This is a genomic window from Lacticaseibacillus salsurivasis (assembly GCF_036246225.1).
Lineage (GTDB): Bacteria > Bacillota > Bacilli > Lactobacillales > Lactobacillaceae > Lacticaseibacillus > Lacticaseibacillus salsurivasis.
This window is the reverse complement of record NZ_BTTP01000003.1, coordinates 88,907-114,222: the sequence shown is the minus strand read 5'-3', so window position 1 is coordinate 114,222 and position 25,316 is coordinate 88,907. Positions and strand designations below refer to the sequence as shown.

General features: G+C 55.9%; 26 protein-coding genes. 4 read left to right on the top strand and 22 right to left on the bottom strand.

Translation table 11 applies throughout. The annotated features are described in order from the left end of the window. Positions 1 to 23: 23 nt before the first annotated feature. Positions 24 to 422 (bottom strand): NUDIX hydrolase, encoded by a 399-nt coding sequence (locus AAA927_RS04045; protein ID WP_338215963.1) that lies wholly within the window; start codon positions 420 to 422, stop codon positions 24 to 26. 198 nt (positions 423 to 620) lie between these two features. Between AAA927_RS04045 and AAA927_RS04040 the strand changes: the two genes are divergently transcribed. Next, entirely contained in the window at positions 621 to 1,085 is a 465-nt protein-coding gene (locus AAA927_RS04040) for a PH domain-containing protein (protein ID WP_338215961.1), read from the top strand. Further along, positions 1,075 to 2,550 carry a PH domain-containing protein gene (locus AAA927_RS04035; protein WP_338215959.1) on the top strand — a complete coding sequence of 492 codons (1,476 nt, stop codon included), beginning with the start codon at positions 1,075 to 1,077 and terminating at the stop codon, positions 2,548 to 2,550. The genes AAA927_RS04040 and AAA927_RS04035 overlap by 11 nt, the downstream gene beginning before the upstream one ends. Positions 2,551 to 2,603: 53 nt before the next feature. Here AAA927_RS04035 and AAA927_RS04030 read toward each other — a convergent pair whose 3' ends face one another. From AAA927_RS04030 to AAA927_RS04005, 6 genes are all read right to left on the bottom strand, one after another. Further along, positions 2,604 to 3,701 (bottom strand): S66 family peptidase, encoded by a 1,098-nt coding sequence (locus AAA927_RS04030; protein ID WP_338215957.1) that lies wholly within the window; start codon positions 3,699 to 3,701, stop codon positions 2,604 to 2,606. A gap of 112 nt (positions 3,702 to 3,813) precedes the next feature. Beyond that, positions 3,814 to 3,996: a hypothetical protein gene (locus AAA927_RS04025; protein ID WP_338215954.1), complete on the bottom strand. Its 183-nt coding sequence runs from the start codon at positions 3,994 to 3,996 to the stop codon at positions 3,814 to 3,816. A 16-nt stretch (positions 3,997 to 4,012) separates the two neighbouring features. Then, positions 4,013 to 4,870 (bottom strand): hypothetical protein, encoded by an 858-nt coding sequence (locus AAA927_RS04020; protein ID WP_338215952.1) that lies wholly within the window; start codon positions 4,868 to 4,870, stop codon positions 4,013 to 4,015. A 7-nt stretch (positions 4,871 to 4,877) separates the two neighbouring features. Then, positions 4,878 to 5,696 (bottom strand): HAD family hydrolase, encoded by an 819-nt coding sequence (locus AAA927_RS04015; protein WP_338215950.1) that lies wholly within the window; start codon positions 5,694 to 5,696, stop codon positions 4,878 to 4,880. Then, positions 5,696 to 6,262: an NUDIX hydrolase gene (locus AAA927_RS04010; protein ID WP_338215948.1), complete on the bottom strand. Its 567-nt coding sequence runs from the start codon at positions 6,260 to 6,262 to the stop codon at positions 5,696 to 5,698. Before AAA927_RS04010 ends, AAA927_RS04015 begins: the two co-directional genes overlap by 1 nt. A gap of 76 nt (positions 6,263 to 6,338) precedes the next feature. Continuing rightward, positions 6,339 to 7,211, bottom strand: coding sequence for a DegV family protein (locus AAA927_RS04005; protein WP_338215946.1), 873 nt, complete (start codon positions 7,209 to 7,211; stop codon positions 6,339 to 6,341). A gap of 265 nt (positions 7,212 to 7,476) precedes the next feature. On the opposite strand from AAA927_RS04005, the gene AAA927_RS04000 reads away from it, so the two are divergent. Beyond that, on the top strand, positions 7,477 to 9,171 hold the full coding sequence (locus AAA927_RS04000) for an Rqc2 family fibronectin-binding protein (protein ID WP_338215943.1): 1,695 nt from the start codon (positions 7,477 to 7,479) through the stop codon (positions 9,169 to 9,171). 58 nt (positions 9,172 to 9,229) lie between these two features. Here the strand turns inward: AAA927_RS04000 and AAA927_RS03995 are convergent, their stop codons facing one another. From AAA927_RS03995 to AAA927_RS03925, 15 genes are all read right to left on the bottom strand, one after another. After that, positions 9,230 to 10,237, bottom strand: a complete 1,008-nt coding sequence (locus AAA927_RS03995) for an aldose epimerase family protein (protein WP_338215941.1) — start codon at positions 10,235 to 10,237, stop codon at positions 9,230 to 9,232. 185 nt (positions 10,238 to 10,422) lie between these two features. Then, positions 10,423 to 11,064, bottom strand: coding sequence for a DUF1648 domain-containing protein (locus AAA927_RS03990; protein WP_338215939.1), 642 nt, complete (start codon positions 11,062 to 11,064; stop codon positions 10,423 to 10,425). Continuing rightward, a complete protein-coding gene (locus AAA927_RS03985) occupies positions 11,051 to 11,335 on the bottom strand; it encodes an autorepressor SdpR family transcription factor (RefSeq protein ID WP_338215936.1) in 285 nt (94 codons plus the stop codon). The genes AAA927_RS03990 and AAA927_RS03985 overlap by 14 nt, the downstream gene beginning before the upstream one ends. Before the next feature lie 146 nt (positions 11,336 to 11,481). Continuing rightward, a complete protein-coding gene (gene pyrE, locus AAA927_RS03980) occupies positions 11,482 to 12,114 on the bottom strand; it encodes an orotate phosphoribosyltransferase (RefSeq protein ID WP_338215934.1) in 633 nt (210 codons plus the stop codon). Then, positions 12,111 to 12,827, bottom strand: coding sequence for an orotidine-5'-phosphate decarboxylase (gene pyrF, locus AAA927_RS03975; protein WP_338215932.1), 717 nt, complete (start codon positions 12,825 to 12,827; stop codon positions 12,111 to 12,113). Before pyrF ends, pyrE begins: the two co-directional genes overlap by 4 nt. A gap of 122 nt (positions 12,828 to 12,949) precedes the next feature. Beyond that, positions 12,950 to 16,129: a carbamoyl-phosphate synthase large subunit gene (gene carB / locus AAA927_RS03970; protein WP_338215929.1), complete on the bottom strand. Its 3,180-nt coding sequence runs from the start codon at positions 16,127 to 16,129 to the stop codon at positions 12,950 to 12,952. Next, complete coding sequence (locus AAA927_RS03965) at positions 16,122 to 17,210, bottom strand: carbamoyl phosphate synthase small subunit (RefSeq protein ID WP_338215927.1); 1,089 nt, start codon at positions 17,208 to 17,210, stop codon at positions 16,122 to 16,124. The genes carB and AAA927_RS03965 overlap by 8 nt, the downstream gene beginning before the upstream one ends. Continuing rightward, positions 17,207 to 18,478 (bottom strand): dihydroorotase, encoded by a 1,272-nt coding sequence (pyrC, locus tag AAA927_RS03960; RefSeq protein WP_338216133.1) that lies wholly within the window; start codon positions 18,476 to 18,478, stop codon positions 17,207 to 17,209. Before pyrC ends, AAA927_RS03965 begins: the two co-directional genes overlap by 4 nt. 20 nt (positions 18,479 to 18,498) lie before the next feature. Continuing rightward, positions 18,499 to 19,422, bottom strand: coding sequence for an aspartate carbamoyltransferase catalytic subunit (locus AAA927_RS03955; RefSeq protein ID WP_338215926.1), 924 nt, complete (start codon positions 19,420 to 19,422; stop codon positions 18,499 to 18,501). Next, positions 19,391 to 20,698 carry a uracil-xanthine permease family protein gene (locus AAA927_RS03950; RefSeq protein WP_338215925.1) on the bottom strand — a complete coding sequence of 436 codons (1,308 nt, stop codon included), beginning with the start codon at positions 20,696 to 20,698 and terminating at the stop codon, positions 19,391 to 19,393. The genes AAA927_RS03955 and AAA927_RS03950 overlap by 32 nt, the downstream gene beginning before the upstream one ends. Position 20,699: 1 nt before the next feature. Next, on the bottom strand, positions 20,700 to 21,242 hold the full coding sequence (gene pyrR, locus AAA927_RS03945; protein ID WP_125579004.1) for a bifunctional pyr operon transcriptional regulator/uracil phosphoribosyltransferase PyrR: 543 nt from the start codon (positions 21,240 to 21,242) through the stop codon (positions 20,700 to 20,702). A 163-nt stretch (positions 21,243 to 21,405) separates the two neighbouring features. After that, positions 21,406 to 22,308, bottom strand: a complete 903-nt coding sequence (locus tag AAA927_RS03940; protein ID WP_338216132.1) for an RluA family pseudouridine synthase — start codon at positions 22,306 to 22,308, stop codon at positions 21,406 to 21,408. Positions 22,309 to 22,316: 8 nt separating this feature from the next. Beyond that, entirely contained in the window at positions 22,317 to 22,772 is a 456-nt protein-coding gene (gene lspA / locus AAA927_RS03935; RefSeq protein WP_338215922.1) for a signal peptidase II, read from the bottom strand. Positions 22,773 to 22,782: 10 nt separating this feature from the next. Next, positions 22,783 to 24,456, bottom strand: coding sequence for a formate--tetrahydrofolate ligase (locus AAA927_RS03930; protein ID WP_338215919.1), 1,674 nt, complete (start codon positions 24,454 to 24,456; stop codon positions 22,783 to 22,785). A 5-nt stretch (positions 24,457 to 24,461) separates the two neighbouring features. After that, positions 24,462 to 24,869, bottom strand: coding sequence for an EbsA family protein (locus AAA927_RS03925; RefSeq protein WP_338215916.1), 408 nt, complete (start codon positions 24,867 to 24,869; stop codon positions 24,462 to 24,464). 25 nt (positions 24,870 to 24,894) lie between these two features. Here AAA927_RS03925 and AAA927_RS03920 point away from each other — a divergent pair, with 25 nt between their 5' ends. Further along, the gene (locus AAA927_RS03920; RefSeq protein ID WP_125579009.1) at positions 24,895 to 25,296 is read left to right on the top strand and encodes a ribonuclease HI family protein; all 402 of its coding nucleotides are present in this window, start codon (positions 24,895 to 24,897) and stop codon (positions 25,294 to 25,296) included. Positions 25,297 to 25,316 lie beyond the last annotated feature (20 nt).

Genomic DNA, 25,316 nt, shown 5'->3' with positions numbered 1-25,316 from the left:
TTTAGCGATGAGTTGTAAGCAACTTAATTGAAATAGAGTTCTTTCACCTGACCACTGCGGTACGCGTCGTAGACCGCTCGCACCACAGGATTGAGTGCTAGTGCGCCGATTTCAGCAATCGGCAGCCAACGCGTTTGCCCCTCGTTCTTCGTGCCAGCGCGATGCTGCGTTTGTTTTGGTGCCGGTAAGGTGCCGGCAAAGACGAAGATCAACTCTTTGCGGCCGTCCTCGCGTTTAAAGTTGACCACACTGGCCAAACGCCAGGTCGCCACGCTCAGCCCGCACTCTTCTGCCAGCTCGCGCGTAGCTGCGGCCGTCAAGGCTTCATCGGGTTCGACATGGCCACCTGGAAAGGTCATTGACGGTGCGAACTCGGAGTCGATTTTCTGCATCACCAGCAGCTGTCCTTGACTTTCAACCAATCAAAAACACGTTAATTCTGTGGGATAAAAGCGGTCGGTCATCTCATCATCTCCTAGATATTAAGCCTTATTATCATCTAACGAGGTTGGTGATACAAGCAGGTTCAATTTGGTCAAAATTCTCGCGACGCCCCTCTCCTGCGACACCAATTCTCATGCTACAATAAGCTCAAATATGGGTTCATTGGAGGGGTTTTCTTGGCGGAGCAATTACCGGCAACAATCAAGCAGGTTTGGGTAATCGGGGCACTATTGAATGCGCTGGGCTGGCTTGCGCTGGCCGCGGCGCTATGGGTGGCGAATAGTTGGTGGGCCTGGCCGCTGTGGCTGGTGGCGATTGCCCTGGCGCTGGCGGTGCTGCATCCCCTCGTTCACCTAGTGCTCATTCCCTATCGCTATGCCTTTTGGCGGTATCAGATCACGCCAGACGCCGTTTACCTGAAAAAAGGCGCCATCTTCCGCAAAGAAGAGGCACTGCCGATCACGCGCATCCAGAATGTTACGCTGGAAGCCGGTCCAGTGCTAGCGCATTACCATTTGCAATCGGTCAGCATCGAAACGGCCTCGACCAAACACGAAATCGATGGCGTGACGCCAGCGGTGGCGGCGCAGTTACGCGATCAGATTATGCAACTGGCGATGGAGGCCCGCGATGAAGCCTAAGCATTTGGCCCCCATGGCGCTCCTAATGATGACGGGGCATGCGTTACGCAATTGGTTCCGCTGGCTGGTGTTAGTCCTGATTGTGGCCGCAACCCGCAACTGGTGGAACCGCTGGGTGGTTTTGACCATCCTTGGTTTGCTAGGGTACGAGCTGATTCGCGCGGGCTTGCGTTACTGGCGGTTCACTTACCTGCTAGCACCCACTGGCATCACCGTCACGAGCGGTATTTTTCAACGCAAAGCACGGCACATCCCCTATTCCCGGGTCCAGACCCTCCAGCGCCAGCAGTGGTTTTTCCTGCGGCCCTTCCAACTGGAAAGTCTGACCATCGAAACCGCTGGTCAGGAAACCGATAAAGGCGAGGCCAGTTTGCTTGCTGTCCCGCTAAGTGTGGGCGATCAAATCGAGCAGCTCCGGCAACATGAAGCAGGCGCATTGACTGCCGCTTCGCCAGCCGACGCGCCTAGCGCGCCTGCTAGCACCACGCCTCAGAGTCAGGCCGAGGCGGATTATCAAATTGATTCGCATGACCTAAATCTTTACGCGCTGAGTTCTTTCGGGGTCATGCCTATCATTTTGGGCGTGCTGTATCTGGCAGAGAAGATCCCTGATAACGTGCAGCATGAAGCCATGGCTTATCTGGCGCATTTGGCGGTGCTGGTCGTCCTTTCATTGGTAGCCTTTGGCATTGGCGTCAGTTTGCTGCTCAGTTATCTCGGCATTTTGGCGCGGTATTATCAATTTGAATTGACCCGCCATGGCCAGACCCTGACCACCAAGCGCGGGTACTTCAAGCGCATCACCACCAGTGTGAAAAGTGCGCATGTGCAAGCGATTCGCATTAAGCAAACCGTCTTGCGGCAATGGCTCCATCTGGCCACAGTGCAGGCGCTGGTCGCCAGCAACGCAGCCGAGCAGGAAGATGATGCTGATTTGGTCCTGCTGCCGGTCTTGCCTGAGGCGGACGCCTTGAAGGTCATGCGGCCCTTCGTCGACTGGTTGCCGAATTCAGTGCCAGCACTTGACCCCGTGCCGGCCCCTAACCGCTGGCTATATATTCGTAATGGCATTTTGCTGTATCTCGGGATCGATGTCATTGCGCTGGTGGCAGCCTGGCAGTTTGCGCCGCAGTACTTGATGGCGGTTAGTCTGGTCGCCGCAATCCTGCCGGTGGTCGGCTTTTTCCAAGGCCGCTATGCCAGTCGCGCCGCGGGGCTGCAGATTCTGTCGCCGCAGCTGGTGGTGTTGCAAACTGGTCGCCTGTTTGCCCGCCAGCGCTTCTTCGTTCCCCGCAAGGCAATCCAGTCTGTGACGTTAAGTCAAAGCATTTGGATGCGACCACAACACCGCATGCATCTCGCCGTCAATGTCCGGCAAGGGGATGGCAATGAGGAAATCGAAGTCCGCTATCTGCAGGAAGCCACCGCCCTGGCCCTGCGCAAGTGGTATCTACGCGAAGCCTAACCGAAACGCAAACCGCGATGACTCAGTTGAGCCACCGCGGTTTTTGATTCGATTTAGGCGAAATATGGTTCATCAATCGTCAGCGTTTTGACGTCAAAGTCCACCGAGGCCTGCGCCCCGTATGGCAAGCTGGTGCGAGGATAGGCATGGCCAAAATTGAGGTTGAATAAAATTGGCGTTTGCGTGTCTGCCGTCGCCGCCAGTAGCGAGGCTTTGTATTCCTGGTAGTAACGTTCGTTTTGCGGCTTACCGGCAATAATGGCGGCCACTTCATTCAGCAGGCCGTGCAGCTTGAGATGTTCGAGCATGGCCTGGTAGCTGGCTGGATCAGGCCGCTCCTCACTGGTTTCGATAAACAAAATCTTGCCCCGCCACTGCTCGGCTGGCGGCAACAGTTGATACTGCTCCGCGGTGGCTTGTTCGCCGGGCAAATGATCCTTCAGCAAGTCGTCCAGGCTTTCTAAACACCCACCCAGCAAACTGCCAGCGACCTTGCCGCTGCCGCGCAGAACCTCATAGCCGTGCGTTTCCTGGTGACTGATGCGCGGCGTATCGAGTGCGGCTGGCGAGAAGTCGGTGCGTTCCTCATACCACACCGGGCTGCTGGCGATAGCCGTCGTGGGCGTCGTTTTCAAATAGTGCGCGAATGTCGCCTTCGTGTAAGGCAGCATGCTGTAATCGAGCTCCGCCAAGTCGTTAAGGAAGTTGGGCCCGTAGAAGCTCTGCAGGCCCAGCTGATACAGCATCAAATGATTAATAGTGGTGTCGGAAAAGCCGGTGAACAATTTCGGCTGGGCGGCTACTGCAGCCACAAACTCGGGGTCCTCAAATAAGTACGGTGCCAAGCGGAAGGTATCCTCCCCGCCAATCGCACAAATAATGCCTTTGATGGTCGGATCCATGAACGCTGCCTTGAGATCGGCGGCGCGCAGCTCGGGGTGCGCTGCTAATTGTTCAATCCCTAGCAGACTATTGGGCATAAACCGCGGCACCAAGCCAAAATCGCGTAGGCGTTGAACGCCGCGGGTGCGTTGATGCGAAGCAAAAGCCTCCCCCAGCGTTCCGGCCGACAAACTGACAATGGCGACTTGATCGCCCCGGCGGAGCACGGCAGGCTTCATCTTCCCGGCGGCATTGAATTGAACAGACATGACAGTCACTCCTTTTGATTGGGGTTAAGTATACCCGTTTTCCCTAACCGGCTCAAACCCAAGCAAAAACCGCCAGCCTCCATAAAAGGCTGACGGCGCAACTAGCCTATGTTTAAGCGGCCGGACGCTTGAATTTCAAAATCCAGCCCGCAATAATCGGCACCAACCACACGGCCGCAATCGCAAATAGTGACCAGCCGATGAACAGTTTGGTGGTGATCATCAAAATTAAGATGACCGCAGTCCAGCTGAGGCTTTCCAGAATCCCACTGACAATGCCCATCCCTTTATTCATCGTTGCCGCCTCCAGGTTAGAACAACAGTGCAAACGCGCCTAATTCTTTGGCCTCAGGTTGATCCGGGAAGGTCATGTACACTTGCAGGCCGCCTTCATCCGTATCGGAAAAGGCGCCGGCCAGCGTCTCGTAGCGACTGGCTAAGGCCGGCAACGTGTAGGCCAGCAGCCCATCAAGCAAGCCGTGATCAGCCCCCCAAGCGCCGCCAAATTCGAGGTGACCATGCCGCAAGTAAGTCAGGCAGTAGGCGCCAATCGTCTCCCCTTGCGCCAACGCCAGTGGCGCGGTCGGCTCAAGGTTGGTTAAAATCCGCGGCGCCCAGTCTTTTTCGGCGAATGGCTTGACCTGATCCACCGCGTGGCGGCCTTGATAAGCGAGATACGTGGTTTGAATGAGGGCCTCAGTCAGTACCTCGGAGTTGAGAATATCGCTTTGGGTGAGCAGCTTGGTGCCTGGTGCCAGCGTCACTGGTGCGGTTTGGGCGTCTTGGAGCCGCAGATTTGGCTGGAAGGTGGTGCGAATCCGGCGCAATCCGCGCGACACCATCGCCGAGCGGAGCGGCGACATGGTATCCGGAGTTACCGCCATCAGCCCGCGCTGGCCGTTTTGCTTCGCGCGGGCCACCACATTCGTAATCAAAACATCGGCGAGTTCACTTTGACTGACGGTGTCAGCGATTGGCGTGGTTAACGTGGCAAACCGCAGCAAAAACGGATGCATCGGATTGCGCCAGGTGGTCAGTGCAGCCACCACCTGCCCGCCGCATTCAACCTGCTCTGCACCAGCCAGGTGGGCTTTGAACGCCGCAATGTCGTCCTGCGGGCTCAACCACGGGCCACTGGTATTGACAAAAGGTTTTACTTCAAAAGTCATGCTGAGCCTACTTTCTGGCGTCCTGATGCGCCGTAATCACCTGGTCAAGCACTTGCACCACGCCATAGTCATCATTGCTGGCAGTGCGGTAGCGGGCGTATTGCGCCATTCCCTCAGCGTGATTAGCCACCAGATAACCGTATTTAACGGTCGCCAACATTTCCGCATCATTGAAGGTGTCGCCGAATGCCATCATGTCATCAGTCGAAATGTGCAAATACTGGCTCACGGCGCGCATGCCGGTCCCTTTATCGACGCCTTTGGGCATGATATCGATCCACACTGGGCCGGACACCGCGGCGGAAAAATCAGCCGCGAACTGCGGCGCAATCAGCTCATCGTACACCTTTTGACTATCCCCATTGGGCAGGTAAATCGTTACCTTGTTGGCCTCCCCTTCCCAGCTGGCCAAATCGTCGCGAAAGCTCAGCTGGTGGTAAAACTCGCGAAAGACGCTATCGTATTGTTGGTCGGCGGTGGCCGCGATGGCGCCGTCCAACCCGCAAATCAGCGGTGAGCCGTCAGTTGCTTCGCTGATGGTTTTGACCATGGCCTGATAAGCCGCTTGGGGCAACAGCGTTTTGCTGATGATTTGGCCGTGATGCGAAATGGCGGCGCCGTTATCGGCAACCAAGGTCAAGCGCTCATGGCGCGGAAACAAATCGCGCAGCGTGTATAGCGGCCGGCCGCTGGCAATGCCGAACTGAATTCCCAGCGCTTCGAGCTGATCGAGCCGCTCGTCGAGGTGCGGCGGCAGCGTTCCGGCTTCCGTTAGCAACGTGTGATCCATATCGGTGGCAATAAACTTAACGTCTTTTAAACTCATTAATTCGTTTTCCCTTCAATAAATGCCAAATAATAACTGACGGCGGCAACGCTTTGCGCCGAGCCAATCGCGCCTGACTGCACCGCTTTAATCACGTCGGCCAGGGGCACGAGCTGACTGGTGACGAATTCGTCCTGGTCAAAATGCTGGGCCGTGCGCTTGGTTTCGTCAATCTGCGCCAGCATCAGGTGCACCGTTTCATCAGTCATGCCTTCGCTGGAGCGAATGGCACACATTTCACTGATCTCGCCCGCTTCATAGCCAGTTTCCTCGGCCAATTCGCGGCGAGCGGCGACGACGGGATTTTCGCCGGGATCCATCAACCCTGCCGGTAGCGCGAAGGCCTCGGCATTAATACCAACGCGATATTCGCGGTTGACCAGCACTTTTTGATCTGGCGTCAGGGCTAGCATCGCCACGGCTGGCGCGTGCTTGATCAAGTCGCGCTCAACGCGCAGACCGTCTGGGGTGTCGATGGTTTGCTGAATCACTTCAAAAATATGACCGCTGTAAGCGGTGTGGGCGGCTAAAATGCGGCCGGGCTTGGTGGATGCTTTGATGAACATGTCATTGCCTCGATTCTGAACGTGATGGTCTGGTTCAATCATACCAAAAAACCAGCCGCATGCGGCTGGTTTATGGTTACTTCTCGGTTTTGGCGAAATCTTGCATCCAAGCAATGGCAATGGCTTTCTCACCTAAGTGGGTGCCAATCACCGGGCCAAAGTACGAAGTCTCAAATGGGACATCGGGGAATTTAGCCTCAAGGTCAGCACGCCAAGCGGCAGCGGCTTCCGGGTCGTTAGCGTGAATGACCCAGGCCTTCACCGGATAGTCGACCTGCGCCAGCGCTTCGCCGAACAAGGTTTCCACCCGGCTATAGGCTTTCTTCAGGGAGCGAATTTTTTCAAAGGCGACAATCTTGTCGCTTTCCTCGTCGAAGGTCAACAGCGGTTTGATTTTTAGCATGCCGCCGATGAAGCCAGCGGCATTGCTTAGCCGGCCGCCGCGTACCAGGTTCTGCAAGTCATTGACGATGAAGTACTCGCCGAGCGTTGCGCGCAGCTGATCGAGCGTTTTGATAATACTGTCGGCATCGGCCCCAGCCGCTGCCATTTTCGCGGCGGTTAACACCAACTCTCCCATCAAAATAACGGTGATTTGAGAGTCATAGACAATGACATGGGCGGGCTTGAAGTCAGCCACGGCGCCGCGCAGCGTTTCGACGAAGCCAGAAATGGTGGCTGCCAGGTGGATACTGATGATGGTATCGTAACCTTCATTGGCCAGATTTTCGTATAGTTTGAGGACCTCGCCCAGCGGCGGCTGTGAGGTGCTGGGGAAAGTCTTGGCGGTGCGGAGTTTGGCATAGTATTCAGCCGAAGTGATGTCTTTGCCTTCATCGTAAACATTGCCATCGAGGATGACAGGAATCGGAATGATTTTGATGTGGTTATCTGCGATTTGGTCAGCGGATAGATAGGCGGTGCTATCGGTCACGATGGCGATCTTCATTACTTCACCTGCTTTGTTAAAATTAGCTCTCATTAGCATACCATGAAAACCCCGCTTTTTGAACCCGCCGGCCTGAAATATGCTTAAGGGGGTTACGAAAATCAACCGCGCCGCCGCGCTAGTCAAGCGGCCTGCTGCCCTGCGCCGAGTGGGTGCAAACATCCGGCTAGCCTAGCGTCAAACCGCTGCCAATTTTGCACGGCCGGCGCAAAACAGCTACAATAATAAGCAGTGTTTTGGCTCAAGTGAGCAGAAAGAGGTCATTATGTCTTTTGATGGAATTTTTACCCATACCATGACGGCTGAGTTGCAGTTTCTGGTCGGCGGCCGGGTGAATAAAATTACCCAACCTTATGCCAATGAGGTGATTTTGGGCATTCGCGCGAACCGCAAGAATTGGCCTCTTTTGCTGTCGGCCAATCCGCAGTACGCGCGGGTGCAAATCACCCGCATCCCGTTTGAAAATCCGAAGGTACCGACCAACTTCACCATGACCCTGCGCAAGTATTTGGCCAGCGCGACCTTGCAGTCGTTCACCCAGGTGGCCAATGACCGGGTGCTGCACCTGGACTTTTCCACCCGCGATGAACTCGGGGATGATTTGAGCTTGCGGCTGGTGGTGGAAATCATGGCCCGGCATTCCAACATCACCCTGGTCAACCTGCGCACCAACAAAATCATCGACTTGATTCGCCATGTCGGTCCCGATCAGGACCGCTTCCGCTTGCTGATGCCTGGCGCCACCTACATCGCGCCGCCGCAGCAGGATAAAGTCGATCCCTTCACCGACACCAGCCGCGGCTACCGCGAACTAATGAAAACTAGCGACGTGCCACTGCCACAGCTGCTGCAGCGCCACTACCAAGGCTTGGCGCAAGACACCGCCAAGGAATTGGCCGCGCGCCTGACTCAAGGGGATGCAGATGCGGCCTGGGCCGCCTTCTTCACTGCCCTGAAGACGCCAACGCCGACCATCACCACCAACGCCAAGGTCGCCTTTTCGCCGGTGCCGTACCAAACCAACCCTGGCGAGACGCAGCAGTTTGCCTCCCTCAGTGAAATGCTTGACGCGTTCTATGCCCAAAAAGCCGAGCACGACCGGGTCAAATCCCAAGGCGAAAATCTGATTCGCCCGCTGCGCACGCTCATCGAACGCGATGCCAAGAAGCAGCGCAAACTCGCCCAAACCCTGCAAGATACCGAGAAGGCCGATGATTATCGCATTCGCGGTGAAATCTTGACCACGTACCTGGCGCAAGTTGAGCGCGGTCAAAGCAGCGTCACCTTGCCGAACTTCTATGACGACATGAAGCCGCTGAAGATCAGTTTATCCAATCAACTTTCCCCTTCTAAAAACGCCCAGAAGTACTTCTCGCGTTACCAAAAACTACGCAATGCGGTCGCTTATGTGAACGAGCAAATGGCCCAAAATCAGGCGGAACTTGACTACCTCAACGGCGTCATGGCGCAAATCGAAATTGCCAGTCCCAAAGACTTGGCCGATATTCGCGAGGAGCTGCAGGAAGGTGGCTACCTCAAGGTGCAAAAGCGCGGCAAAAAGGCGCCGAAGCACAAGCTGGCCCAACCGGAACAGTTCTGGGCTTCTGATGGTACCCGCATCTGGGTTGGCAAGAATAACCTGCAAAACGATCAGCTGACCCTGCACAAAGCCGCGAAAACTGACATCTGGCTCCATGCCAAAGACGTGCCCGGCTCACATGTCATTATCGACGCTGCCAAACCGAGCGATAAAACACTGATGGAAGCCGCGATGCTGGCGGCGTACTTCTCTAAGAGCCGCGCCAGCGCGAATGTGCAAGTGGACTGGATCGAAGTGAAGAAAATTCGCAAACCTAATGGCGCTAAGCCGGGTTTTGTGGTGTATGAAGGTCAGCGTACCGTGGCGGTGACGCCAGATGAAGCCGTGGTCGCTAAGCTGCGCCAAGCCCCCACGCTGTAAACCGCACCAACCAAAAATGACTCACCAGCTGAATTCACTGCGGTGAGTCATTTTTGCGTTAGAGCGGCGTCCGAAACGCCCAAGTGGTGGTCAAATGATAAGGCTGGCCTGGCATCAAGGTCAGCGCCGACCAGTCCTGCCCGGAAGGAGGTGCCACCTGCGCCTCCAGTGTCACGCCGCTATGCTGATGCAGATTGTGGGCAATACCCGTACCGTCGAAGTGATTGGCAGTGTATACAGCGACAGCTGGGGCCGTGGTGGTCATGGTCACTTGCCGGCCGCTCGCCCCGGTCAAAGTCGCAGCGACGTCATTGTTAAGCAAGAAGGGATGATCTAAGCCCGCCCCATTTTGCACTTGCGCCATCACGGTACCCAGTTTTTGCGGCTGCCGGAAATCAAACACCGTGCCGGCGACTGGCTGCCAGCCGCTCATCGGCAGGTGATTGGCCGCCAGCGGTCCATAGTAATCACTGGCCAGCTCCAAGGTCGTTTCATCCACCGTTGCGTCTGCCCCATCCAAGGCAAAGTAGACATGGTTGGTAGCATTGAACAACGTCATCGCATCGGTGGTCGCCGTCAGGTCGTAATGCAGCTGGTTATCGTCATCCAGGGTGTACACCACGGTCACTTTGACGTTGCCTGGATATAAGTTGTGCCCGGCAAAGTCTAACTCGGTGAAAGTGACTTGATCTTGGCTGGCTTGCTGGCGATAACTGAGATTCCATACCTGTTGGTCGAGCCCGTCATCCCCGCCATGAATGGCATTGTCGCCTTCATTGGCCGGCAGGGACACCGATTCACTGCCCCGATGCCACAAATGACCTGGCACTCGGCCGATGACCCGACCAACGGTGCCACCGAGGAAGTTGCGCTCCTGGTGATAGGCGGCCGGCGAATCGAGACTCAAAATGACATTGGTGTGGTGCCCACCTTCTGGCAGCAGCACTTGCTCCAACGTGGCGCCGTAGTTCAGTAGCTTCACCACCATGCCGTTGTGGTTGGTTAAGGTCAGTTCATACAGTGGCTCCCCTTTGAAGTCGCCATATTTTTCCAAAGTGACAGACATATCATGGCCTCCTTGTGTGGTCTATTCCTCGTTAGCTTAGCGCATTCAGGGTTTTGATACAACAAGAAAGTAACCGATTACATGAGGCGACAAGCGCCACGCGGCCGGTGATGATGGCTGCCATTCCGCGCAAAAAACGCCGGCTGCAGAAGCTGCAAACCAGCGCTTATGGCTGTGCTTTGGCATTAACGCGTCCATTTAATCGAAACCAGACTCAGCACCAGCATGACGACTACAATGACCATGACGATCACCATCGACACCACTGGGGCAAAGAACAAACTGAGTAGCACCGCAATACCGCCAATCACCATGGTGTAACCGAGGACCCTTAAAGCGCGTTTCGCGCCGGCATAGTTATTGATTTTCCAAGGCGCATGATAGCCATAACCAAACCAGCGGCCCCCTTCTACCGGCGCGGTGGGCAGGTAATTGCCCATCCCGATGAAAATCGCCGCCACGAGCAGTAGCGCCCAGAAGCGGGCATCGACAGGCTGGCCCAGATTGCTGCGCACCGTCATCACATACGCAACCACGGTCACCAGCGGCAGCAGCCAGGCGGTGAGCCGTTCGAGTTTCGGTGCCGCTTGACCATGCCGAGCACTGAACCAAGTCGCCCCCAGCACGACCCACTGCATGATCAGCATCAGCAGTGGCAGGCCAAACACCATCATGGGTTTAGGCATCCAGCCATTCACCTGATTGTTCAGGCCCCAGTGCGTCGCCATCGTCGCAGGCAGTGCGTCATATTTGGCCAAACCGTAGCCGATTGGGGCCACGATCACCAAGCTAGTCAGCACCAGCAACCATTTTCTATTTTTGCTCATCGTGTTCCCCTCCCATCTTCAAGCTGTAGATCCAGCTCAGCACTTCTTCAAAGACACTAGCGTTTAAGTCATAGTAGATAAAATTCTTGTCCTTGCGTTCAGTAATCAAGCCGGCTTCCTTCAGCAGTTTCAGATGATACGATACTGTCGCTGGCTTAAGCTCAAAGTGGCTGGCAATTTCTCCTGCCGCATAAGATTGCTTGCGGAGTAACTCCAAAATCTGCCGGCGCACCGGATCAGAAATCGCCTTGAGCGTGTCACTCATTGCCATGCTGCGCGCCTCCTTTGCAAACTATTTCGAAATTCCTCTAATTAGATGATACGCGCTTAGCGGCAGGAAAACAATTCTATTTAGAAAATAATCAAAATAGGATAAAAAACAACCCGCCAGGCCTCAGCCTAGCGGGTTACCACGTCTTAAGCTTGCCAATGGGTCGGATCGGCCCGAAAGGCTTGAAGTAGGGCCAATTCCTGGTCGTTGATCTGGCCTAAATGCTTGGCAGTCTCAATCAACGCCGAGTAGTTGGTCAAAGTTGCAAACGGAATATTAGCCGCCGCGAAGTTGGTAGTACTGGCGGCGAGTTGATAGCTGAAAATTGCCGCTACCCCAATGACATCGGCACCTTCGCGCTTGGCGTCCTCAGCGGCTTTCAAAACTGAGCCGCCAGTGCTCAGCAGATCGTCAATTAAGACCATCTTGGCGCCTGCCGGCAGTCGGCCTTCGATTTGCCGTCCCTGGCCGTGATCCTTGGGTTTGCTCCGGACGTAGACCATGGGCAGATTGAGGCGGTCGGCCACCAGCGCCGCATGCGGAATGCCGGCAGTGGCCACCCCACCGATCACCGCCACTTCAGGAAACTGGGTCTTGAGCAAGTTGGCTAAGCCATCGGCAATGCGCGTGCGCACAGCTGGGTAACTGATGGTCAGGCGGTTGTCCGTGTAAATTGGACTGTGAATCCCGCTGGCCCAAGTGAACGGTTCATTCGGGCGCAAGGTGACCGCCCCGATGGTTAACAGGTCTTGGGCAATGATGGTTTCGATTTCAGTCATTGATGATCGCTCCATTCTGCTTTGATTTGCTGGTACGCCGCGATTGGCTCACTCGCCTGGGTAATCGGCCGGCCCACGACGATCCCAGAGCTCCCTAGCTCCCGGGCTTGCTTGGGGGTCACGACTCGCTTCTGGTCGCCAAGCGCGGTGTGCGCTGGGCGAATGCCAGGGGTGATGATGAGAAAATCTGGCGCCGTCACCGCTCTGATCAAAGGCACTTCCTGCGCACTGGCGACCACTCCATCAACGCCGGCCGCCTGCGCTACCGCCGCCAGGTGTTGCACCGCTTGCGGCAGTGGCGTGGCAATTGACAGCTCATTGCGCAGCATCGCCGGCGTGCTCGACGTTAAGTGCGTGATGGCAAGCAGCTTAGGGGCCTGAACGTTGGCGTCAGCGGCACCAGCCAGTAACCCGGCCTTGGCAGCCTTGAGCATCGCACTGCCGCCGGCCGCGTGGACTGTGGTGAGCTGAATGCCTAACCGGCCGAGCTGGTAAGCCGCTTTTTCGACCGTGTGCGGAATGTCGTGCAATTTCAGGTCTAAGAAGATTTTGACTGGCCGCTGCGTTTGCAGGGCCTTGATGACAGCTGGGCCTTCACGGTAGAACAGCTCCATCCCCACCTTCACAAACAACGGCGTGGTCGGGTCAAACTGAGCTAGGAAAGCTTGAGTGGTCTCAAGCTTTTCGAAATCTAAAGCAATGATGGGATCCATGGTTCCTCCTTGAAAGCAACGTGGTGAAAATGAATGGTTGCGTTGGCTGCAAGCTACGAGCGATCGTGCTTCGCAGCCTACAGTTTCGCTACGCTCGTCCTAAGCCCGCCAACCTTCGCAGCCTATAATGCTTGCGTGGTGAAGGCTCTGGATTCGAGCACTCTGACAATCGCGCTGGCGGTGTCGAGGCTGGTCATGAGCGGGACGCCGTGCATGATGGCGGCTTGGCGGATGCGGTAGCCGTCGCTGGTAGTGGCTTTGTCTTGGCTGGTGGTATTGATGACCACTTGCAGCTTGTGATCGGCGATGGCGTCTAAGATGGCGTCTTCCCCGCTTTCGCCCAGTTTGGTGATGACCGCGGCGCGGACACCGGCTTCCTTCAGCGCTTGCGCCGTGCCGGCGGTGGCGACGATTTGGTATCCAACTTCGCGGAAGCGTTTGGCCAAGGCCACTGCTTCCGGCTTGTCCGCATCAGCAACGGTGAACAGCGCCGTACCAAAGGCTGGTAGATGGGTGTGGCTGGCTTCAAAGGCTTTGTACAAGGCCTTTTCGACGGTGGTGTCAGAACCCATGACTTCGCCAGTGGATTTCATTTCCGGCCCTAGCATACTATCGACATCATTGAGTTTGCTGAAGCTGAAGACTGGCGCTTTGACATGCACCCCAGGCCGGTTCGGCAAGACGCCGGTGGTAAAGCCCAGGTCCTTGAGGCGCAGGCCCAAAATCGCTTGGGTGGCGACTTGCGCCATCGCCACGCCGGTGACCTTACTCAAAAACGGGACGGTGCGGCTGGCCCGCGGGTTGACTTCGATGACATAAACCGTGCCTTCATGCACGATGAACTGGATATTCATGATGCCAATGCAATGCAAGGCATGGGCCAGCTTAATCGTCGCGTCTTCGATTTGACGGCAAATATCCTCACTGAAGTCTTGCGGCGGATAAACGGCCATTGAGTCGCCGCTATGCACACCGGCGCGCTCAATATGTTCCATGATGCCGGGGATGACCACGGTTTCGCCATCGGTGATGGCATCGACTTCGCACTCCGTCCCGACCAAGTATTGGTCAATCAGCACCGGATGGTCGTTAGAAACCGACACCGCACGGTCGATGTAATCGGCCAATTCTGCAGAAGAGTGCACGATTTCCATCGCCCGGCCGCCTAGCACGTAGCTGGGCCGAACGAGCACAGGATACCCGATTTTCTCGCCAATGGCAATGGCTTCGTCCTTAGCGGTGGCGGTGTCGCCGACGGGTTGCGGGATGCCGAGCTTGGTGATGATTTCATCAAAACGGTCCCGGTCTTCGGCGGCATCAAGATCTTCCAGGCTGGTGCCGAGGATTTTGACCCCGTGGGCCGCCAGTGGGGCCGCTAGGTTAATGGCGGTTTGGCCGCCGAACTGCACGATAACGCCTTTGGGTTGCTCCAGGTCGATGACATTCAGGACGTCTTCAATCGTGAGCGGTTCAAAGTACAGCTTGTCGGAAATCGAAAAGTCCGTGGAGACCGTTTCTGGGTTGGAGTTCATGATGATGGCTTCGTAACCCGCTTTTTGAATGGCTTTCACGCTGTGGACGGTGGCGTAGTCGAATTCCACCCCTTGCCCAATGCGAATGGGACCGGAGCCTAAGACCAGCACGCTTTCGCGCTCATCGCGGTGGCTTTCATTCTCCTGCTCGTAGGTGCTGTAGAAATACGGCGTGCTGGAGGCAAATTCACCGGCGCAGGTATCGACCATTTTGTAAACGGGGATGAGCCCCAGCGCCCGGCGGTGGTCGCGAATGGTGTCCATTGTGGTGTGCCACAGGCTGGCGATTTCTTCGTCAGCGAATCCGTTGCGCTTGGCGACGGCGAGCAGGTCATCATCATTCGGCTGCGCCTTGAGCTGATCTTCGAGTTCAACAATGTGCTTCAGCTTATCCAGGAAGAACAAGTTGATGCTGGAGAGTTCATGCAGTTCTTGAATGGTGAACTGGCGACGAATGGCTTCGGCGAGGTAAAACAGCCGCATGTCATTCGGGGTGACGATTTTGGCCATTAAGGCTTCGTCGCTCATGTTCGCCGCTTCCGGCAGGCACAGATGCACCGCCCCGACTTCAAGGCCGCGCACCGCTTTGAGCAACGATTCTTCAATCGTGCGCCCAATGGCCATCACTTCACCGGTGGCTTTCATCTGCGTGCCCAGCGTCCGGTCGCCGTTTTCGAATTTATCAAACGGAAACCGGGGAATTTTGGCGACGACGTAATCCAGCATCGGTTCGAATTCAGCAAAGGTCGCGTCGGTAATCGGGTTCTTGATTTCATCCAAGGTCAAGCCCACCGCGATTTTCGCTGCCATTTTGGCGATTGGATAACCGGTGGCTTTGGAAGCCAAGGCTGAAGAGCGCGACACCCGCGGGTTCACTTCAATCACGTAGTAGTTGAACGAATTCGGGTCCAGCGCCAGCTGCACGTTGCAGCCGCCTTCAATTTTCAAGGCGCGGATGATTTTCAGCGAGGCATCCCGCAGCATCTGCACTTCCTTGTCGGTTAAGGTTTGCACTGGGGCAAACACCACCGAGTCGCCGGTGTGCACGCCCACGGGGTCGAAGTTTTCCATGTTGCAGACGACGATGGCGTTATCGGCGGCATCGCGCATGACTTCAAACTCGATTTCCTTGTAGCCGGCAATCGAGCGTTCAACCAACACTTGAGTGACTGGGCTGAGCGCCAAGCCATTTTCGGTGATGTCGCGCAATTCGGTTTCATTTTTGGCAATGCCGCCACCAGTGCCGCCCATGGTGAAGGCGGGCCTAATGATGACAGGATAGCCGATGGTTTCAGTGAAGGTTTTGGCTTCTTCAAAGGTATGAGCAATCGCGGATTCAGGAATCGGCTGGTCCAGTTTTTGCATCAGGTTTTTGAATAACTCGCGGTCTTCTGCCTGGTCGATGGCCGACAGCTTGGTGCCGAGCAGCTCGATGTTGAGTTCGTCTAAGATGCCTGAGTTTGCCAGCTCCATCGCCAGGTTCAAGCCGATTTGACCGCCAATGGTCGGCAAAATCGCATCAGGCAATTCCTTGCGCAGGATTTGGCTGACAAATTCTGACGTCAGCGGCTCGATGTAGACTTTATCGGCGATTTCTTTGTCGGTCATGATGGTGGCTGGGTTGGAGTTCACCAGCACCACTTCATAACCTTCTTCCCGCAGTGCCAGGCAGGCCTGGGTACCGGAATAGTCGAATTCGGCGGCTTGACCGATGATAATCGGGCCGCTACCGATGACTAGGATTTTGTGAATATCGTCGCGTTTAGGCATGAGCTACTCCTTTACTGGCCGAAAAGGCATCCATCATTTCCATAAACTCATCAAACAAGTGGTCGGCGTCATGGGGACCCGGCGCCGCATCTGGATGGAACTGCACCGAGAAGGCTGGATACAGCCGGTGGCGCAGGCCTTCGACAGTGTGATCGTTGATTTCTTCATGGGTGACCAACAATTGATCCGGGTCGATGCTGGCAGGATCGACGGCATAGCCATGGTTCTGGCTGGTGAAGTCGATGCGGCCCGTAGCAATTTCCCGCACCGGATGGTTAAAGCCGCGGTGGCCGTATTTCATTTTGAAAGTGTCGGCGCCATTGGCTAAAGCAAACAGCTGATGGCCGAGGCAAATGCCAAACATTGGGATGTGCCCTTCCACCCCTCTGATCATGTCAAGGGCAAAAGGCACGTCTTTCGGATCGCCAGGGCCGTTCGTCAGCATGACCCCATCTGGGTTAAGGGTTAAGATCTCGGCTGCCGTCGTGGTTGGCGGCATAATGGTGATGTTGCACTGGCGCTTGGCGAGCTCGCGCAGAATGCTATGCTTGAGGCCAAAGTCCACCACCACAATGTTCTTGCCGGTGCCAGGCGCCGGATACGCCTGGGTGGTCGCCACTTGCTGCACCTGGTTTTTCGGTAGCACCAAGGCACGCAGCTGGTCGAAGGCGTGATCATCGGCAGCGTCGACGATGCTGGCTTTCATCGTCCCGGCCTCCCGCAGGCGCTTGGTTAAGGCGCGGGTGTCAATGCCAGAGATGCCGGGGATGTGCTTGCGCTTCAGGAATTCATCCAACGTCATTTGGGCGCGCCAGTTGCCGACCACGCGGGCCGTTTCCCGTACCACCACGCCTTTGGTCGTGGGGTTGATGCTTTCGTAATCGTCCCGGTTGATGCCGGCGTTACCAATCAACGGATACGTAAAGGCAATGATTTGGCCGTTGTAACTTTGGTCGGTGATGGTTTCTTGGTAGCCGCTCATGCCGGTGTTAAAGACGATTTCGCCAGTGGTGACGGTTTCGGCGCCAAAGCCTTCCCCCGCAAACACACTGCCGTCTTCCAAAATCAGATAGCGTTTCAAAGCTTCTCCTCCTCATAGGCAATCTCGCCGCCAGCAATCGTCGTCATCACCTTGCCAAATACCTGGCGCCCGATGAACGGACTGTTCTTGCCTTTGGAGTACCAGGTGTTGGCGTCAATGGTGAACGGCGTGTCCAGATCCACCAACGTCAGATCCGCGGGCTGACCGATGCCAATGGTGCCGGCATCAAGCCCAAACGCATTGGCGGGGTTGGTGCTCATCCAGTTCAGCAGTTGATTTAACGTGAACTTGCCGCTGCGCACAAAGCTCGTATACAGCAGACTGAAGGCTGTTTCGCTGCCCACAATGCCAAAGGCCGCAGACTTGAAGTCGCCGGCTTTGTCTTCAGCCGTGTGCGGCGCGTGGTCAGTGGCAATCATATCCAGCGTGCCATCTGCCAGGCCTTCGATCAGTGCTAGCCGGTCCATTTCGGCCCGCAGCGGCGGGTTCATTTTGTAATTCGGATCGTTGGCCGGAATGTGTTCATAATCCAGCAACAAATGATGCGGCGTGACTTCCGCGGTGACATGCACCCCGCGCGCTTTGGCATCGCGGATCAGCTCAACGCTTTGCTTGGTGGAGATATGGCAGGCGTGGTAATGCACGCCTGTGGCCTCCGCCAAGGTCAAGTCGCGGGCCAACTGGGCGGATTCGCTGACATGATTAATGCCCGGCAGGTTAAAGGCCTGGGCCTTGGAGCCTGTGCTAATCACCCCACCGGCCATCAAGCCGTTGTCTTCAATGTGAGCCACAATCGGCGCGTTGACCGCGGCGGCGCCTTGCATGGCGTGATACATGGTGGCGGCATCTTGAATGCCCACCCCATCGTTGGAAAAGCCCAGCGCGCCAGCCGCTTGCATGGCGGCATAATCGGTTAGGTCATTGGAATGCAGGCCGCTGGTAATTGCGGCAAACTGCTCAACATGGATCTTGGCGTCGCTGTGATTTTTAGCGACCAAGCGCTTTAAATCCGCCACGTTATCTGGCACGGGGTTGAGGTTTGGCATTGCCACCACCGTGGTAAAGCCGCCGTGCGCTGCGGCCGCAGCACCCGTCTTGATGGTTTCTTTTTGCTCAAAGCCTGGTTCGCGGAAGTGCACGTGCACATCAACTAAGCCGGGAATGACGGCCTTGCCTGCCGCATCGATAATGGTGGCCTCGGCCGGCGCGAATAAATGGCGGCCGAGCGCCGTCACCTTGCCCTCTTCAATCAAGATGTCGCCGGTGAAGGCTTGCGGCCCTTTGACTGCGGCGTTTTTAATCAGAATATTCATAGTTGCCTCCTCAGCTAATGGGGTTGGCACACGGCCTCAAGCATGGCCATGCGCATAAACACGCCGTTGTGCATCTGTTTGAAAATCCGGGAGCGACTGGCTTCAACCAAATCACTTTGGATCTCCACCCCGCGGTTGACCGGGGCGGGATGCATGATGATGGCGGTGGGTTTCATGCTATCGTAAATGGCTTGGGTGACCCCAAACCGCTCATGGTAAGTTTCAGCCGAGAATTCGCTGCGTTCGGCGGCGCTGAGGCGTTCGAGTTGCACCCGCAGCAGCATCAGCACATCGACTTCCTTGGCTAATGCTGATAGCGGGACATAAGGCCCAAATTCGGCAAAATCGGCGTTGTACCAAGCGCGCGGCCCAGAGAAGCTGACCTTGGCGCCGAGCTGTGTCAGCATCGCCATATCGCTGCGGGCGACGCGGGAATGCGCCAAATCGCCGACGATGCCGACTTTCAGGCCTTTGAAGTGACCGAATTCTTCTCTGATGGTCATCAGATCCAGCATCATTTGGGAAGGATGCTGACCGGCGCCGTCGCCGGCATTCACGATGTGCAGTGGGATGTGGTCTGCAATCAACGGTTCATAGTAATCGTCTGCTGGATGACGAATGACGGCGACTTGCACCCCGATGGCGGCCAGCGTGCGCAAGGTGTCGCCTAAGGTTTCGCCTTTAGTGGTGGAACTTTGACTGGGATTGAATGGCAATACCGTCATCCCTAGTTTGCGCTCGGCCATTTCAAAGCTGGTGTGCGTGCGGGTGCTGTTTTCGAAGAATAAGTTAGCCGCGTAGTACGGCAAGTCAAGTTGCGGCTTGGCGCCGGCCTTAAAGGCTTCAGCGCGGGCAATTAAACTTTCGGCAAAGTCTGGATCGACTTGCGCGGCTGAGACAAAATGCTCAATGTTTTTCAATTGCCGGTTCCTCCTCATTTGCTGCGCGTTGTGGCAGCACAAAGTTCAGGAAAATGCCAATCACGGTGGCTAAGGCGATGCCGCTGAACATGAAGCTGCCCAGCTGCAAGGTGGTGCCGCCAATCCCAATGACCAAAATGGTCGAACCAATCATCAAGTTACGCTTTAAGCCGAAATCAATCTTGTTATCAATCAGCACCTTCAGCCCGTTGGAGGCAATGACCCCGAAGAGCAGGAATGAAATCCCGCCGATGACCGGACTGGGAATGGTGCGAATGAGCGCTGACAGCTTACCGATAAAAGCGAAGAGCACCGCGAACCCGGCGGCCCCGCCAATCACCCACACGCTGTGGACCTTGGTCATGGCCATGACGCCGATGTTTTCCCCGTAAGAGGTCACTGGCGGGCCGCCGACGAAACCGGCAATAATGGAAGCCGTCCCGTCCCCAGCCAAGGTGTGGTTCAGCCCAGGATCTTTGAAGAAGTTGCGGTGCGTCATTTCATCAAGCACCATAATGTGACCCATGTGCTCAGTCATGGTGACAAAGGCAATCGGCGCCATGCTCAAAATGGCATCTAAGTATAAGTGCGGCTGGTAAGTCAAAAATGGGATTTGAAAGGCTGGCAGTGAGAACCATTTGGCCTGCATCACAGGCGTAAAGTCCACAATCCCCATCAAAAGCGCCAAGATGTAGCCGGTAATCAGGCCCAGCAAAATTGGCAACAAGCTGATGAATTTTTTTAAGTACATGTTGTAAATGATGGTCGCAGCCAACGTGGCAATTGCGACGATGAAGTAGCGGATGTCGTAGACGCTCTTAGTGGCGGAAATGGTACGCATCGTGGCGTCGGTCGCCGCGGTGCCGGCCAGGCTCAGGCCAATCACCATGACAATCGGCCCCACCACGATCGGCGGCAAGGTTTTGTCGATCCAAGCGGAGCCGGCAAAGTTCACAATCAAAGCCACCACCAGGTAGACGCAGCCGACCGCGATGGTGCCTTGGGCAATGGCCGGGTAACCGGCGCCTTTCATCAAAGCCTGCATCACCACGATGAAGGAGAAACTCGAGCCCATGTAAGCGGGAATTTTACCGCGGGTGATGAGAATGTATAAAAGCGTCCCGACCCCGCTGGAGAACAGGGCAATGCTGGGATCCAGGCCAACCAGAATGGGCACCAGGACAGTGGAGCCAAACATAGCGAACAAGTGCTGAATGGATAAGCCCAGCCATTGGCCGAACTTGGGTTTATCGTGAATATCTAAAATCGCGTCATCATCATGATATGCTTTCATGCTAATCCTCCAGTTGACCGATTGAGATGCCATCTTGGCCGTCAATTTCACTAACGGCCACGTTGATTTCCTCATGCCGCGAAGTCGGAATGTTCTTGCCGACAAAATCTGGCCGGATCGGCAGTTCGCGGTGGCCGCGATCGACCAAGACCGCCAGGCTAATTTGCTGCGGCCGGCCCTGATCCATCAAAGCATCCAGCGCGGCGCGAATGGTGCGGCCGGTGAAAATCACATCGTCGACCAAAATCACATGTTTGTCGGTGATGGAAACCGGCAAGCTGCTCCCGGTCACATCCGGCTGCTGGCGGTGATCGGCCTTGTGCACATCATCGCGATACAAGCGAATATCAAGCTCCCCCACTGGCACATCCACGTTTTCTAGCTGCTTGAGGCGGCTGGCGATACGCTCGGCGAGATAAATGCCGCGCGTTTTGATGCCCACCAGCACCAATTCGTCTAACGCCTTGTTTTGCTCGATAATCTCATACGTAATCCGGGTCAAAGCGCGCTGCATGGTTACTGCGTCTACCACTTGTTTTGCCATTGTTCTTCCTTTCCTTGGTCATCTGACCAAAAAAGCCGCCTCCTATATCCAGTTTGGGTATAGAAGGCGGCCTATGCGAACCTATCGTCTGCCGCAGCAGACACGTGACCTTCCAAGCCTCTCTGGACTTAGTTAAAGGTGCTCTTATTAAGTTACCGTAAGTCTAGCGAACCCGCCGCGTCTTGTCAATGCCTGCCCGCAAATCCGCCAAAGTTTCTTGAAACAGCGCTGGCGGTTCAGCAGTGAAGGTCAAGTGCTCGCCTGACGTTGGGTGCTCAAAGCCCAGCAGCCGCGCATGCAAGAACTGACCGGCGTTGGGTAAGGTCACCCGCGGGCCGTACAAGGGATCGCCGGCCAAAGGGTGATGCAAAGCCGCCATGTGCACCCGGATTTGATGGGTGCGACCGGTTTCCAGCACACACTTGACCAAGGCGTAATGGTCGAATTGTTCCAGCACCGTGTAATGCGTCACTGCGCGCCGTCCGCCTTCGACAATGGCCTGGCGCTTGCGATCTTTCGGATCCCGCGCGAGCGGCGCTTCCACCGTGCCACTGGCTGCCTTAAAGCGGCCATGCACAATCGCCCAGTATTCGCGCTGGGTGGTTTTGGCTTTGAGCTGGGCAGATAAGCTCAGCATCGCCGTTTGCGTTTTGGCGACCATTAAGAGCCCACTGGTATCCTTGTCGATGCGATGGACAATCCCTGGCCGCAGCACATCATTGATGCCGGCAAACGTGGTGTGCGCCAACAAGCCGTTGACCAACGTGCCATCAGGATGCCCCGGCGCCGGATGCACCACCATGCCCTGCGGCTTGTTGACGACAATCACCTGGTCGTCTTCGTACACAATATCCAAGGGCATCGGTTCCGGTTTGGCTTCCAGCGGTGTGGGTGCTGGCGGGTCCAGGCGAATTTGGTCACCGAGTTGGACTTTTTCCTTGCCTTTGGCGGCTTGGCCATTAAGCTGAACCAGGCCAGCCGCGAGCCATTTTTGCACCTGCGAGCGGGTAAAATCCGGATATTGGTCGGCAATCACCTTATCCAGTCGGCCGCTTTGGGTGCTGATTGTGAAGGCTAACGTGACGGGCGCTCCTTTCCGTCCATGAACAGCAAATAAATCACCACGATGATGACGCCGATGGTTAAGCAGGCATCCGCCACGTTGAAAATGGCAAAGTTCATAAAGGTGGTTTCAAACATGTCAGTGACCGCGCCAAACCGCAACCGATCGATAAAGTTGCCTAGGGTCCCGGCCAAAATCAGTACCAACCCGGCCTTATAGAAGCGGCTGTGCTTGGCATCGCGCCATAGCCAGGCCACCACCACCAGCGAGATCACCGTGATCAAATAGAAGAACCATTGCTGCCCGCGGAGCATGGAAAAAGCGGCGCCATCATTTTGCAAATGAGTCAAAGCCAGTCCTGGTAAAAACGCTATGGTTTCCCCGACGGCAATGTGGGCCACGACCCAGGCCTTCACCACCTGATCCAGCGCCACCAGTAGCGCCACCACAATCATTGAAACAATCACATTGAACCTCCTAGAACAAACCAGAAATCACACCATCATCAGAGACATCCATGTTCAACGCCGCTGGTTGTTTTGGCAGCCCTGGCATGGTCAGCACCGACCCAGTCATCACCACCAGGAACCCGGCGCCGAGCCGCGGCACCACATCACGCACATGAATGGTGAAATCGCTGGGTGCACCTAAGGCTTTGGCATCATCCGAAAACGAATACTGCGTCTTGGCCATGCAGATGGGTAGCTGGTCCCAGCCATTTTTGGCAATCGTCTTCAAAGCCAGCTCCGCCTTGTGGTCATAGACGACATCGCTCCCGCCATAAATCTGCTGCACAATCGTCTCGATCTTGGCTTTCGGGGCGGCGGCGTTGTCATACAGCGGTGTGAAGTCCGTCGGCTGCTGAAGCGCAGTCGTGACGGCATCGGCTAGCGCCAAACCGCCATGGCCGCCTTCGCCCCACACGTTGGCCCGCACCGCAGTGGCCCCAGCCGCTTCGCACAAGCTGATGAGATCATTGAGTTCGGCTTCGGTGTCCGTGGCGAATTCATTGATGGCGACCACCACTGGTACGCCATAGCGCTTCATGTTGTGAATGTGGCGTTTCAGGTTGACAAATCCGGCTTGCAAGGCCGGCCGGTCCTCTTCGGTCAACGTGGCCAGTTTTTGGCCGCCGTTGTACTTGAGGGCCCGCACAGTCGCAACAATCACCACCACGTCAGGTGTTTTGCCTAACGCAGGCGCGGTGATATCCATGAACTTCTCGCCGCCGAGATCAGCGCCAAAGCCGGCCTCAGTAATGGCAATGTCCCCTAGCGCCAGCGCCGTGCGCGTCGCTAGAATCGAGTTGCAGCCATGAGCAATGTTGGCAAACGGGCCGCCGTGAATCAAAGTTGGGGTGTGGGCCAAGGTTTGCACCAGGTTCGGTTTGATGGCATCGCGCAGCAGCATGGCAATGGCGCCGGTGACCCCTAAATCCGCCACCGTCACTGGGGTGCGGTCATAGGTGTAACCAATCACAATCCGGGCAATCCGGGCCTTGAGGTCAGCCAAATCTTCGGCCAAACACAAAATCGCCATCAATTCGCTGGCAACGGTGATATCAAACTCGGTTTCCCGCGGGACCCCTGAGGTCACCCCGCCGAGGCCAATGGTCACATGGCGCAAGGCGCGATCATTGATATCCAGCACCCGCCGCCATAAAATCCGGCGGGGATCGATATTCAAGGCATTGCCTTGCTGCAGATGATTATCAATCAAGGCGGCTAAGGTATCGACGGCAGTGGTTAAGGCGTGCATGTCGCCAGTGAAATGCAGATTGATGTCTTCCATGGGTACGACTTGGGAATAGCCGCCACCAGTGGCGCCGCCTTTCATGCCCATCACCGGGCCGAGCGAAGGTTCCCGCAGCGCGATGACGGCATTTTGGCCGCGCAGGCGCAAGGCGTCACCTAAGCCAATCGTCACCGTTGACTTGCCTTCGCCAGCTGGTGTGGGATTGATAGAAGTGACCAACACCAGCTTGCCTTGCGGCTGTTGGCGCAGGCGCTTCAAGGCGGCCAGGGTGAGCTTGGCTTTGCTTTTGCCGTAAAGTTCCAAATCATCGGCACTTAAGCCGACCATGGCGCCGATTTCCGTGATGGGTTTCATTTCGGTAGCTTCATTTGCTTGGGCAATTTCAATATCAGACACGACGGTTATCCCCTTTCGTTTTGCAAAATGACCGATTCCAACGCTGCCGTCAAAGCCGCTTGACGGCCAAAATGCACCAAGGTCAGCCAACCGTAATCAGTGGTTTGCAGGCGAATCTGATGACGACCCACTTGCATGGCGGTGATATGCAGCGGCGGCACGGCCAGTGTGTTGCCTGGTAGCAGCCGCCGGATGGTCACTAGCTGATCAGTGATGATGAGTTGCGAGCGCCACACCTGCAGTCCCGCGACCAGCAGCGTGACCAGCAAAATCACGACTGCCACCCAGCTGATGGGCCCATAGCCGACTAATTCCATTTGCACAATGACCGATATTGAGATTCCGAGCACGATCACCGCCCAAAACATGCTAAAATCGAGCCACGCGGGTTGAATCAAAAACCGCTTCTTCACAGTCACACTTCCTTGGAGAACAATGATGGTTAAACTATACACAGATGCAGCCATAAAAGGCAATCATGGGCTTGGCGGGATTGGGATTTTGATTGTGGCGGCCAAAGAACAGATTCAGCTTCATCAACCGCTGCCCCCAATGGCCAACCACGAAGCCGAGTTTCTGGCTGCTATTGCTGGATTTCAGGCCCTTTTGGACCGAGACCTCACTGGCCCCGTCAGCTTCTACAGCGACTCTCAAATCGTAATTGATGCCCTGAATAAACGCTACGCCAAGCACTATGGTGATTATGTCACAAAATTGCTCGCCTTGTGCGACCAGTTCTCATTGGTGGTTTGGCAATGGATTCCCGATAAGCAAAATCAAGGCGCGCATATGCTGGCGCAACAAGGCCTCCACCTTGCCGAGGCACAAGAAAAGGCCTGATTGCTCAGGCCTAGTCATTT